At 42.3% G+C, this 13156-nt stretch carries 14 protein-coding genes; 4 read left to right on the top strand and 10 right to left on the bottom strand.

All coding sequences use genetic code 11. The features are described 5' to 3' along the window. Positions 1–67: 67 nt before the first annotated feature. Positions 68–772: an N-acetylmannosamine-6-phosphate 2-epimerase gene (locus EP58_RS04260; RefSeq protein WP_036090522.1), complete on the bottom strand. Its 705-nt coding sequence runs from the start codon at positions 770–772 to the stop codon at positions 68–70. Between the two features lie 168 nt (positions 773–940). Here EP58_RS04260 and EP58_RS04255 point away from each other — a divergent pair, with 168 nt between their 5' ends. Beyond that, the gene (locus EP58_RS04255) at positions 941–1894 is read left to right on the top strand and encodes an LCP family glycopolymer transferase (protein ID WP_036090521.1); all 954 of its coding nucleotides are present in this window, start codon (positions 941–943) and stop codon (positions 1892–1894) included. A 129-nt stretch (positions 1895–2023) separates the two neighbouring features. Here EP58_RS04255 and EP58_RS04250 read toward each other — a convergent pair whose 3' ends face one another. The 9 genes from EP58_RS04250 to EP58_RS04210 form a co-directional block, all read right to left on the bottom strand. After that, on the bottom strand, positions 2024–2869 hold the full coding sequence (locus EP58_RS04250; RefSeq protein ID WP_036090519.1) for an FUSC family protein: 846 nt from the start codon (positions 2867–2869) through the stop codon (positions 2024–2026). Further along, the gene (locus EP58_RS04245; RefSeq protein WP_036090518.1) at positions 2866–3777 is read right to left on the bottom strand and encodes a membrane protein; all 912 of its coding nucleotides are present in this window, start codon (positions 3775–3777) and stop codon (positions 2866–2868) included. Before EP58_RS04245 ends, EP58_RS04250 begins: the two co-directional genes overlap by 4 nt. A gap of 171 nt (positions 3778–3948) precedes the next feature. Continuing rightward, positions 3949–4608, bottom strand: coding sequence for a potassium channel family protein (locus EP58_RS04240; RefSeq protein ID WP_036090516.1), 660 nt, complete (start codon positions 4606–4608; stop codon positions 3949–3951). 17 nt (positions 4609–4625) lie between these two features. Next, positions 4626–5264: a response regulator gene (locus EP58_RS04235; RefSeq protein ID WP_036090513.1), complete on the bottom strand. Its 639-nt coding sequence runs from the start codon at positions 5262–5264 to the stop codon at positions 4626–4628. After that, entirely contained in the window at positions 5261–6316 is a 1056-nt protein-coding gene (locus EP58_RS04230) for a sensor histidine kinase (protein WP_036090510.1), read from the bottom strand. Before EP58_RS04230 ends, EP58_RS04235 begins: the two co-directional genes overlap by 4 nt. Continuing rightward, positions 6313–7026, bottom strand: a complete 714-nt coding sequence (liaF, locus tag EP58_RS04225) for a cell wall-active antibiotics response protein LiaF (RefSeq protein WP_036090507.1) — start codon at positions 7024–7026, stop codon at positions 6313–6315. The genes EP58_RS04230 and liaF overlap by 4 nt, the downstream gene beginning before the upstream one ends. A 142-nt stretch (positions 7027–7168) precedes the next feature. After that, positions 7169–8041, bottom strand: a complete 873-nt coding sequence (locus EP58_RS04220; protein ID WP_036090503.1) for a CvfB family protein — start codon at positions 8039–8041, stop codon at positions 7169–7171. A gap of 108 nt (positions 8042–8149) precedes the next feature. Then, the gene (locus EP58_RS04215; RefSeq protein WP_036090500.1) at positions 8150–8842 is read right to left on the bottom strand and encodes a copper homeostasis protein CutC; all 693 of its coding nucleotides are present in this window, start codon (positions 8840–8842) and stop codon (positions 8150–8152) included. Between the two features lie 102 nt (positions 8843–8944). Further along, positions 8945–9436 (bottom strand): PTS sugar transporter subunit IIA, encoded by a 492-nt coding sequence (locus tag EP58_RS04210; protein WP_036090496.1) that lies wholly within the window; start codon positions 9434–9436, stop codon positions 8945–8947. Between the two features lie 354 nt (positions 9437–9790). On the opposite strand from EP58_RS04210, the gene EP58_RS17460 reads away from it, so the two are divergent. The 3 genes from EP58_RS17460 to EP58_RS04200 form a co-directional block, all read left to right on the top strand. Further along, the gene (locus EP58_RS17460; RefSeq protein WP_156110614.1) at positions 9791–9937 is read left to right on the top strand and encodes a hypothetical protein; all 147 of its coding nucleotides are present in this window, start codon (positions 9791–9793) and stop codon (positions 9935–9937) included. After that, on the top strand, positions 9927–11543 hold the full coding sequence (locus tag EP58_RS04205) for an immunoglobulin-like domain-containing protein (RefSeq protein ID WP_077917823.1): 1617 nt from the start codon (positions 9927–9929) through the stop codon (positions 11541–11543). The genes EP58_RS17460 and EP58_RS04205 overlap by 11 nt, the downstream gene beginning before the upstream one ends. Positions 11544–11981: 438 nt before the next feature. Further along, on the top strand, positions 11982–13156 hold a 1175-nt coding region (locus tag EP58_RS04200; protein WP_036090492.1), incomplete at its 3' end, for a toxin Cry1Ac domain D-VI-related protein.

Genomic DNA, 13156 nt, shown 5'->3' with positions numbered 1-13156 from the left:
TGGAAATATATCATAGAAACACAACTAGTCAACTAGACAAACTAAAGAAAAAGAAATTCGCGCTTCATCACGAATTCCCTTTCAAAACATCTACAAATCGCGCCGTAATCAACTGCGGTCTAGTAATCGCTCCACCAACCACAATCGCAAATACACCAATATCCTGAATTCGTTTCGCAATGTCCGGCGTCAGCACATTCCCTTCCGCAATAATCCGCGCCACGCGAACCTCACGCACAATGTCACGCAAAAGCGCAAAGTCATCGTCTGCAATTTTTTTCCCCTTCGTCTCTTCCGTATAGCCAAATAAAGTCGGCGCCACAAAATCGAATCCTAATTTTTCCGCTGCGATCGCCTCAGCAAGCGTCGCGACATCCGCCATAAATAACTGATCCGGATACTTGCGTCTAATTTCGGGAAACAACTCCGCGATTACCGTTCCATCAGGCCGAACCCGACTCGTCCCGTCCATCGCGACAATCTCTGCTCCCGTCGCCACAATCTCGTCCACTTCTTGCATTGTCGGCGTGATAAACACAGGACACGCGCCATAATTCTTCTTATAAATCCCGATAACAGGCAAATCCACTTCCGCTTTGATCGCCTCAATGTCCACCGCCGAATTCGCCCGAATCCCGACCGCCCCGCCAACCTTAGCAGCAAGCGCCATTTTCGCCATAATATACGGACTATGTAACGGCTCATCCTCAAGCGCCTGACACGAAACAATCAACCCTTGCGACATTTTTGAAACCTTTTCTTCCTCTTTCATGGCAAAATTCCTCCCATTTTATCATTAAATTCTAATTTGATTTATAGCCCTTGGAGTGATACCATTATGTTAGTGTTAATTTTAACAATAATGCAATACTTATACCACTTACAGAGACTACTTAAATAAATTAGACGTGTCAACACACACAGAAAGATAGGACTAAATATGGATACAATTCGCTTTCAACCCTTTGAGAAACAGCCATCCAGACTGATGCATCGACTCCAAATCTCCTTTGTTATCCTACTCGGCATTGCCTTCACATTAGGAGCCTTCGCCATTCACTATTATAACGGTATCCAGCAAACATTGAACAGCATTCACGTACCATTGTCTAAAGATAAAGCTTCCACTAGTACACTCACCGATGGCCACGCATTTTCCATTCTGATGATTGGGACTGATGCCCGTGCTGGCGAAACAAATGGTCGCTCCGATTCCATGATTCTCGCAACCATTAACAAAGAAAAGAATTCCGTGAAGATGCTCAGTATCCCACGTGATACGAAAGTAACCTACGATGACGGCAATATTGGCAAAATAAATGGTAGCTATTCTAAAGGTGGCGCAGAAGGTACTGTAGGCGCCGTGGAGAAGCTGATGAACGTTCCGATCGATTATTACGTTACGATCAATATGAAAGGCTTCAGCGACCTCGTATCAGCTGTAGGCGGTGTTCGCGTCACGAATGATATTAATCTAACCGAAGTCAACAAACGCTTTGTCAAAGGCAAGATTGACCTAAACGGAAAAGAAGCCCTGCAATACGTACGCATTCGCCATGAAGACCCCCGCGGAGATTTTGGCCGTCAAGACCGTCAACGCGATGTTATCATGGGAATCAGTAACGAACTCGCAGGCACCGCTTCTATCACACATTTCAACAAACTTCTAAAAGCAGTCGGCGACAATTTCACGACCAACCTCGCGATGGACGACATCATAGAAATTGCAACGAAATATTCTAGCGTCCGAAACGATGTCGACACACTCAAAATGGAAGGAGAAGGCGTCTCAATTTACAGTGAAGCTTACGGTTTCAATCTATATTACTACGAACCAGAAGCCAAATCCAAAGCAGCAGCAACCAAAGCCTTCCGAGAACATCTAGGTTTATAGGCATATCCATTATAAATCGGCGACAAGCGCTCGATTTGTGTAAAGCAAGATTCACGTCTTACCTAAAAGGGGGACGTGATGTCTTGCTTATTTTTGTGGGATGCAAGTCTTATACTATACTTCTTTATTTTATATCAGCTGTATCTCTTGCTTCGTTTTTCCGTAAAGCCGATTTAACGTCTCTTCATGGAAAGAAATGACTTCCTGCAAACCAGGTTCCCTGTTCTCAGAAATCGGATGATGATACAGAATCTCCAAATTATGCAACATCTGCTCCAAATCATGAATAAGCGACAACATCGGTTCTGAATCCTCCACTTTAGGCACAAAACTGCTGTCATTCACAATCGTCATCCGCTCTTGCTTCAACGCCTGCAACGCTTTCCAAGCCGCAACCAACTCCTCATGTAGCGCCTCTTGCTTTTGATATTTCGCACGGATTTTCTCGATTTGTGTCAAGCAAGCCTTGGCATGGTCATAAAATACGCGATTCATCTCCGTTTTCTTTTTCGGGTAAAGCGCGTAGACGAGGAAACCAATCGTGAGGCCAATCAGCGTATCAATCATCCGGTTATTAATGTAGAGCACCGGCTCGCCTTCTCCTTTTCCGACTAAAACCATGACCGTGATAACCGCCATAACCGGCGTAAATTTACCGACAAAAAGATATCCCCATAACACCGCAACCGTCGCTGCAATGGGTATCATCAGAAAGTGGTGGTCTGGAACGATAAAATAGAACACAACGCCCGTCAAACCACCAGCAACCGTCCCAATAATACGCTCGATACTCGATTTATACGTCGCGCCTTTCGTCAACTGCGCGGTGATGTAAATCGCATTAAATACATACGTCGGATAAACAATATACTTACCGAAAAATGGATATAGCAAAACACAAATCGCCATACTGATAAGTACCTTTGCAACGCGCGGATCGAGCGCCAAACGTTCTCTTAAAGTTGCTTTTTTCATGCGATTCCACCTCCACTAAGCGTCTGGATACTTGCGCGTATAGCTTGGATTCCTTTTGTAAACTCTTGAATGTGGAAAGTCAAAATCGAATCCCCATCCGCGACAAAAGCCACGTCCTCGATTCCAACCGCTTGCAAGTTCCCCTTCGCCGTTTCATCCACTCGGTACGCACCCAATTCCGAAATCGTTAATAAGCTAAAGTAAGCCTGCAAATAAGACGCCAATGTTTTTTGATAAATCTCAACATGCACTGGATCACTCTGTTTCCCCGCTGAATATTCGCGAATCAACATTTGCGACTGCACAAAAATGCCATACAATGGCTTCGGTTTTCCCGCTTCTTTTTTCACTAATATAGTATTTAGTTCCTTTTGTAACAGCATCATCGTCTGCTTCATCATCATCTGAATCGATTTCTCCACTGGAATATGCACAAAACGCACAATCAACCGCACGATGATAAAAAAGAAACCGACGTCCACAATCGCAATCAGCAGCACTGCCCAATACGGTATCGTCATATCAGACGTGTCTAGGAAAAACAAAGCTGTCCCAATCGCCATCGTGATGACCATATATTTCTGCGGCATAATAAAGTTAATCGCAAGCAGTGCAATCACCATCACCACAAAATAAACGTACACACTGTTATCAAAAAAGCTTGATGCAATGCCGACAATCACGCAGGCCAACACAAACATCACGCCGATTTTCGACATCGCTTTCTTTGTGAAACCACTCGTTGGCTGAATCGAAATAATCCCCATTAATAAGGCGATCGGAAGCAGTCCTATTAATTGCGGCACGATCAGCGTATGGACACCGACACAAACCACCGCAAAAATAAAGACTTGTAACATATGTATGAGTCCCTTCATTCCTAACTTGGCTAAAATAAGTTTTTTCATTCTGCGTTGTTCCCTTCTTTTTCTGATTTTAGTATCACCTAGAAAGTTTATCACATAATGCGTCATTCGGATACTTCTTTTTCATATACCCTAGTTCCCCGCCAACTAGTCCTATTAAAAAGCAAAATAAAAAAGGCTTCGCATCCAGTTTCATGCTCACCTTTTCGACTTTTATTGAATTTGTTCCTGCAAACGCTCAATATCATCATCGCTACCAATCACAATGAGGACATCGCTAGACTGCAATACATCCGTTGCTTCCGGCGTAATAATCATCTGTTTATCCCGCTTAATCCCAACGATATTCACGCCAAACGTATTCCGGAAATCGAGTTCGTGCAAGCTTTTGCCTAGGAATCGGCGACTCGAAACGGAAATCTCGACTAGGCTGTACTCATCCGAAAGCTCCAAATAATCCAGCATGTTTTTAGACACGATATAATGCGCGATCCGGCGACCCATATCACGCTCCGGATGCACCACCCGATCTGCGCCAATTTTATCGAGCAATTTCGCGTGTTTGTCATTCGTCGCCTTGGCCGTCACGTATTTCACGCCCATCTCTTTCAAAATCAGCGTCGTCAAAATACTCGACTGAATATCCTCACCAATCGATACTATCACGTGCTCAAAATTCCTGATCCCAAGTTGGCGCAACGCATTCTCGTCCGTCGAATTACAAATCACGGCATGCGTCGCGATCGACATAAATTCGTTGACACGTTCCTCGCTTGAGTCAATAGCCAGCACTTCCATCCCTTGCTCGACCAGCGACTTACAAATACTACCGCCAAAACGTCCCAATCCAATAACTGCAAATCCTTCTTTCATCGCAAAAATCCGCCCCCTTACTCTTTGTCAACAAGGTCGTGTTTAAACGCATAAATCGCCGCTTGCGTCCGGTCCTGCACGTCCAGCTTCGATAAAATATTACTCACATGCGTCTTCACTGTTTTTAGCGTTATAAAAAGTTCATCCGCAATTTCCTGATTCGACTTACCTTCTGCAATCAACAATAGGATTTCATTTTCCCGATTCGTCAAATCATCATGCAAATTCTTCTCCGGTTTCGCCGTCAAACGCTGCATCATTTTCCCAGTTACTTCTGGTTCCAATACAGAATCCCCGCCATATGTAGCACGAATCGCATCTGCAATCTCGCCCGCCGTCGACGTTTTCAGCATATAGCTCGACGCGCCCGCTTCAAGCGCTGGATACACCTTCTCATCATCAATAAAACTCGTCACAATGATAATCTTCGCCGTTTTCCACTGACGCATAATTTCCTGCGTCGCCTCGATCCCGTCCATTTCATCCATCACTAAGTCCATCAAAATAATATCCGGGCGCAGCTCCATCGCAAGTTCGACACCTTCGCGACCATTCTCCGCTTCCCCAACGACTTCCATATCATCCTGCACCGAAAGATACGCGGACACACCGATTCGCACCATTTCATGATCGTCTACTAGTAAAACTTTTATCATTCACCGTCCACATCCTTTTTCTTCACCAGTGGAATCTTAATCTCCACACTCGTTCCCTTCTTAGGAAAACTAATGATTTTAATCGAGCCGCCAAATTCAGCCACCCGTTCACGCATATTCTGCAAACCATACGAACCCGTCTGCGGTTTATTCATATCAAAGCCGACACCATCATCGACCACTTTTAAAACGACCAAATTATCAATCACGATCATCCGAACTTCCAGCAAATTCGCCTTCGAGTGACGTAACGTATTAGAAAGCAACTCTTGCACAATTCGGAATAAATGATCCTCGATACCCTTCTGGAACGAAATATCCTCAATTTGCCATTCCACCTGAATCGGTAACTTCGTCGTCAGCTCTTTCAGCAACAACTCAATCCCCATTTTCAGCGACTTGCCTTCCAACTGAATCGGGCGTAAATGTAACAATAACGCGCGCATTTCCGACTGCGATTCATTAACAATCGACTCGACCATTTTCAGCTGTTTCTGCATCATCGGCGTCGCATTCTTTGCGCTTTGTTCATTGAGCGCCGACAACAGCATCATCGCCGCAAAAAGTTGCTGGCTCACCGAATCATGCAATTCCCGCGCAATCCTGTGCCGCTCCTCCGCTAAAATAGCCTCTTTCGTCTGGCCAGTCGTCTCCGCGCGCTCATTCGCGATTTCCTGCGTCATCATCGTCTGCGCCTTCATTTTTTCACGCAACCGCTCAATCTGATTATACACCTGCTGAATCTCCGTGTAAATTTCCTCATCGTCCGCCGGCTTCTTCTCCAATTCCCCCTGCTCTAAAAGCCGCAATGAAAAATCAATCGCCTCGAACTTCCGCTTAATAATATAACCAATCACCGCTCCGACAATCAGTCCAATCGAAATCGCCATCAACACGATAAAAACGATAAACGGCAAGTAAAAGATCTTTTTGCCAATCAAAAGGTCATACCATGAAATATCGCCACCCGATTGATAAATCACCGTTGTTCCAAGTGTCGCAAGCAGTAACAAACCTGTCGTCGTCGCCATCGAGGCACGTGTAAACGTCATAGTCTAATCACCTCTAAATCACCAAGCACGACAGACGTTATGATTTTCACCTTACGCGGCGCCGTTTCATAATTATCCGAATAAAGCTTAATCGTATCATTTTGCACGACCGTACTTTCCTTATCATACTGCAAATGCCCGAAAATCGCCGAGTGCTCCAGACAAATTCCCAAATCAAACGGCACTAACAATCGAATCTTGCCCGAAAAACTCCGAATCAAAACAACACTCTCACCCGTCGGCAAAACCGTATTACCAAGATCGATAATCGTATCACCAATACCCGTTTGAATGTTGATATTATCCCATTCATATACCACATCTAGCACCCGCTGATTACCAAACCACTGATTGCGAATAAACGTATTGCGCGGATTCAAATTCTCCGCTGTCTCCTTCGTCTTCACCATTAATAACTGCGGCGCACGCTTACGGCTCACATAATAATACACAGCAAAAATCCCTGCGATCACCAAACCAATTTTGAAAGTCGCCGTTAAAAGAACCGAAATCAAAATAAATACCGCGGCAATAAAAAGTCTTGACCGAGCTTTCTTTTTCGGAATACCTTCTTTACGCGACGTGAATAAAAAACAAATACCAATCGCAAATAACACGAGTAATTCCCATCTGAAAAGCATCTCAAATGCGATACCCACCGCGACTAAAACCAAGAATAAGAAAATAAACGAACCTTCTAATTTTTTCATCTGAATACACCCCCTTTGCTGTCAAATTTTGAGTCAGACTCAAATAACGGGTAACTAGAATTTTAACTTCTGCTCCCATTATAAAGTGCGGAATACAGTCACAACAGCCGCTATGGCTCGAACTACCTCTCCATCTTAAGTCTTATTTTTCGGTATCATCCTCTGTCAAATACGTAAAACCGTCCTCTTGCTTAATGCGGCGCTCTTTCATCAAGCTCCCCAACGCCCGCTTAAACTGCGCCTTACTCACGCCAAATTTAGCACGAATCGCATCCGGATCAGATTTATCGGAAAACGCCATTTTACCGCCAACACTTCGCAAATACGTCAAAATCATTTCGGCATCATCGCCCAACACTTCATGAACCCGTCCACGCAACGATAAATTCAGCGTTCCATCCGGTTTCACAGCAATCACGCGCGCATCCAATTTCTGCCCAAGACGCGGTTCAGATGTCCGCTCCGTCTCATGAATAAAGCCAATATGCCCGTCCTCCGTAATCACAAACGTCCCGACTTTCAACAACCGGTAAACCGTTCCCGTCACGTTTTGATTAAACATATCTTGCGTCGCTTTTGTCGAGATTGCTTTAAAATCATGCTCTTCACCAAGCACGCCCCAAATCCGTTCCTTCTCATCCACGCGCAACATAATCATTAAGCGGTCATTCTTTTTCGGCCACAAATGGTTCAGCGCCGGCATGTCATCCATTGAAACAACAACATCTTTCGGAATGCCGATATCCACAAATACGCCTAAATCCTTGCGCACATCCGTCACCGTTCCCCAAGCAAATTTACCAACTTGCGCTTTCGGGATAATCGTCGTCGCCACAACCTCATGATCATAATCACGGTAAATAAACACGGTTTCCGTATCCCCAACCGCCAAGTCCAAGTTAGACGCATTCGTAAGCGGTAACTTCACTTCCACGCCACGCTTTTCCAACATAAAATATTCTTCCTCTTTTGCAATAACGGTCATCACTTGCGCCGTTCCAATCATATTTATCAACTTTTCCACCTCATTAGTTATTCTGTTCCTATTATAGCTTAAATCAAGAAGTCGGTACAGCCTATTCCATTAAAAAAGCCGAACCATCCTCAGCTCGACTTTTCCATCCTATTTAATCGCTTCCTGCAGCGCCCTAATCTTCGCCACATCAAGCCCTTTGCTAAAATCACCATCCACGCGCGCGCCACCACCAACGTGATATTGCGTGTTATGAAGCGTTTCGTGCAGTAAACCAATATTATCCGGCGTCACACCACTTCCCACCAAAATTTCAAAAGAAGTCATATCCGCCTGGCTATCCGCGATCCACTTTTTCAAGCGATCAATCGTGTCCGTAGCCTTAGCGCCACCACCCGACGTCAAAACTTGCGTAATATTATTGCCATATTCCCGAAGCACCGCGTACGCTTTATCGATATCTTGCGCACTCTCAATCGCCCGGTGGAACGTCAAATCCATGTCGCCCTTCCAATCAATCACATTCTCCAACAAATCGCGATCAATCTCGCCAGCCTTCGTCAACGCACCAAAAACAATCCCGCTCGCACCAAGTTCCTGCGCCATCAAAATATCCTCCTGCATAATCGCGATATCATACGCATCATAATGAAACGAATGGCTATGCGGACGAATCATCACCATCGCAGGCACCTTAATATCTTGCGTAATCTGCTTAATAACCCCATAACTCGGCGTCAAGCCACCCTCACTAATAGCTGAAACAACCTCTAACCGATCCACACCAAAATGCTCCGCTTCCGATGCTTCTCGTATATTCTCAACGATAACTTCAAGTACCATAATCCCAACTCCTCATCCAATTCTAACTATGTATTATTCTATCTTAAAACTCCTCGAAAAGAAACGAAAAGCATTGCCTCGAAGAACAATGCCCGTCCATCATTATTTAGTTTTTGATTCAAATACAACTGTATCGCCAGCAACAACATCTGTCAAAGCTTTCCAATCAAAATCATATTTATTCTCCATGCTGTTCGTTACAACCATTGGAATAACTGTGCTACTCGCATTTTTCTCGATGAAATCGAGATCCGCCTCCACAATTGGTTGTCCTACTGTCACTTTATCCCCTAAAGAAACAAGTACGTTAAATCCTTCACCTTTAAGCGCAACCGTCTCCAAACCAATATGAACCAATATCTCTTGACCAAGTTCAGATCTGATTCCAAACGCATGCTTCGTATCAGCAATTTGAATAATTTCACCCGCGACCGGCGCTACAACCGTGCCACTCGTTGGTTTAATCGCCATTCCCTCACCCATCATTTTTTGACTAAAAACTGGATCTGGAACATCTTCCAATTTCACAAATTGTCCCGTTGCATGCGCCACAACCGCTTCAGCTTTATCTTTTTTAAACATTTTTTTAAACATAATCTATTCCTCCTAAAAAATTATTCCACTTCCATTGTACATTAAATTCACATGAAAAGGCACAGAAAAAATCAAATTCCGACTAAAATTGTTTCACTTACATCTTTCATATATGCTTAAAATAACAATATAAAGTTATTGTATTCCGCACGTCACAACAAATTTTATCCTCTCGCTCCCATCAACTAAATTAGTATAAATGTGACGAAATGTTCATTTAAAATCTCTAAATAACGGAAATACTGTATTTTTTCTTCCAAATAACAGGTATGGTAAGAGTTCATGCACTGCTTTTTACAAATTGCACACATACTAATTATGAGGTTATGAACATCTCAAGAAGGAGACGTAAAAATGAAAAGAAAAACAGCTAGCTTATTTTTTACAATGCTTACACTAATAATCATTGGAGGCTTCTCATATCCAGTATACGCCGATGAAGTACGTACAAAAGAAGCATATGTACTAGAAGAACCTACTTGGCTTAACAATTCATTTTAAGGGTGTCAGTAACAGTGAATATACAACCGCACAAGTAGACCTGAACAAAGAAACACTTGCTATCGAAAACAATTATGCAAATGTTAATCCTGGTCTTGGTAGCTCTCTTTATTCAAAAATTGAAGTGCTTAATACTGCAGGAACAGTAACCTATTCTAGAGAAACACTTGCAAATGAAAAACTTTCACTTAGCACGAGTAATACGACTATCAAAGAAGGATACAAAGTTCGAATTTTCCATGCTAATCCTAATCTTTTATCAATCGACAACATGACAATAGCTAATTCATCCGCCAACACACAAACATTCCTTGTTACAAAATTAGGCTTACAACAAATCGGTAGCACGACAAATATGAAAGCAAACTTAACTACTATTATTGAAAAAGGAGCTAAGGTTATTCGAGATAATGACTCCATGCTAACTAGTCCCTATGTAGAAGGCAAAGATGATTTACTATTAGCTATCAATCTTTTAGATGAACCGGCTAAATCCACTTTATTAGACGACTACAAAGACGTACTGCCTAATTCAGAGCTAGATCCCAAAAATAAATTTACCGCTCCCATTCTGGACGAGCTACATCCAAATGATACCGCCATTTCTGGTAAAGTCCCAGCTAATTACGGCTTAATAATGAACATATACAATCTTGATGGCTCCTACAAAAAATATTTACACTATACTGAAGAAGATGGAAGTTTCAGCATTCCTTTTGATTATTACGGTAAAGCTATCACCTTAGTACCAGGTATGCGGGTGGAAATCTTCTATAAACAAGCAGATTTAATCAGCCCGTCTACTATCAAAACAGTTCTTGCCCCCGTTGATTCTTACTCATTGACTGCAAACGATTATGCTTTTGGTGACACCGAACTGTCTGGCACTTTTAGTAGCAACATCGCAAAAGTTCGCCTCTGGATTAATGATAAAGCCGTCACACAAGCTACAACCAACTCTGATGGCGTCTTCACTTTCCCTGCCGCCGCTAATTTTATTGTAAAAGCTACTGATAAGGTTGAAATTGTTGGGGTCGATGCGTCGTATAACGAGAAAAAGCGTATTCGCCTCTCTATAAAAGGATCCCCAATTGCAACGACCTCGCTCACTGCTGATGCATACACAATTGGTACAAACACATTGAATGGTACTTTTGGAAAAAGCGTTGCTAAAGTTCGCTTATGGGTCAATGGAAAAGCTGTTACACAAGCTACGACAACATCAGACGGTGACTACACATTCACAAATATTGCAAGTTTTATTAAAAATGCCACCGATAGAGTCGAAATTGTTGGGGTTAATGCGCAGTACCAAGAGCTTAATCGAATAGATGTTGTAGTAAGCGACTTAGCACCACTCGACAATGGACTAACTGCCATCCCATTTAATATAGGAGATAACACACTCACAGGCACGTTTGGAAAGAACGTAGCTAAAGTTCGTTTATGGGTTAATGGGAACCTGAAGCAACAAGCTACTACTAAGAATGGTGGCTATACATTCACAAGCACGAACTACTTCATTACAAGTCCAGATGATGTCGTCGAAGTTATCGGTGTAGACGCACAGTATAAAGAAGTTTCAAAAATAACATTATCTCTTTAGTTTTTAGAAAACAAACGTAACAAATTGTTCATAAAATGAAGCAAAAAACAGGAAGTACTGTGTTTTTTTCCAGTTCTATACATGGTATTCTTAATGAGTAAGGTAAACGGGTAACACAAACAACACTAAGAACACCTTACTCATAAGAATCTTGTTCTGACGCAAAAATCATAATCAAGATCACAACCTACCAATGCGTTGCAACATAAGTATAGGAGGAATTAGAAATAAAAGCGTAACAAAGTTTTCACATTTAAAACTAGAAAACAAGAAGTACTGTATTTTTTTCAACACCAAGTCATGTTATTCTTTTAAAGTAAGTTATGAGCCAAATACACTCATCACTTACAAGATTGAAAAGAAAGAAAAATCAGATTTAGTATTAAATAATAATCGCATCAAATCGATGCAAATAAACTTTTGGAGGAATTATAAAAAATGAATAAGAATATCAAAAAAGTAGCAGCAGTGATTTTAGCAACAAACGTATTGGCAAGCACAGTGATTACAACTTTACCGACAGGAACGCATGCAGCAGAACAACAAGGAACTACACAACAAACTAGTACCGAGCTTGCAGAAATTTTTTCTTTAAATCCATTGGTTTCAGGCTCTCAAATAAGTGGAATATTCCCAACTAAAGATACTTTATTGTCTCTTGCTGATGAAAAACATTTCGGAACTTTATTCCAGACAGCTGTATATCTCCTTTCTCTTCAACCCGATGGATCTACTAGATCTCAGTGGATTGGTGATGTTAGTGATAATGGAACTTTCTACGCTAATTCAAACCTTGTTAGTGTATCTAAAATGGATACAGCTGTCGAAGTAAAATATTTTTATAAAGTGCATTACTATAGAGATGTTCAAGATGTGTATTATACTAGTCAAACTAAAACGCTATGGACATCACAAGAAGTTGCAGAATCAAGCGTTAACAATTTATTTGTAGATAATGATATATCTAAAGGTATTAAACCTGATCTTACTCAAGCTGATCTTGATGCAGCTCAAATTAAAATCGATACCATGTCAGATACTACTAAAAAAGCGGAACTCCAACTGGAAATCGATAAAGCACAAACTGAATTTACTGAACAAGCGGCTGGAAGTGGAGCTGAATCAGCAGCCACAACAGCTGTAGATAACCTTTTCATCGATGGTAAAGTAAAGCCTGATCTTACACAAGCAGATATCGATGCAGCTCAAGCTAAAATCGATGCTGTAACAGATGCTTCTAAAAAAGCGGAACTACAAGCGGAACTTGACAAAGCACAAGCTGCTATTAATGAAAAAGCAGCGGAATCAGCGGCTCAAACTGCTGTAGATAGCCTTTTCATCGACGGTGTTGCTAAAGCTGATCTTTCTCAAGCAGATATCGACGCAGCGCAAGCTAAAATCGATGCTGTAACAGACACAGCTAAAAAAGCTGAACTTCAAGCTGAACTTGACAAAGCAACAACAGCTTTCAACGTTATCGCACCAACTACTATCAGCGCTTTAACGACAGATTCTGTCAAAGTAACAGGAAGTGGTGAACCCAACGCTCCTGTGACCATCAAAAACGGCACGACAACTATCGGTACTGGCACTGTCAAAGCAGATGGTACGTT

Origin of the sequence: Paenilisteria newyorkensis, assembly GCF_000766145.1 — a bacterium.
Taxonomy (GTDB): domain Bacteria; phylum Bacillota; class Bacilli; order Lactobacillales; family Listeriaceae; genus Listeria_A; species Listeria_A newyorkensis.
This window is presented reverse-complemented; position numbering and strand designations above follow the sequence as displayed.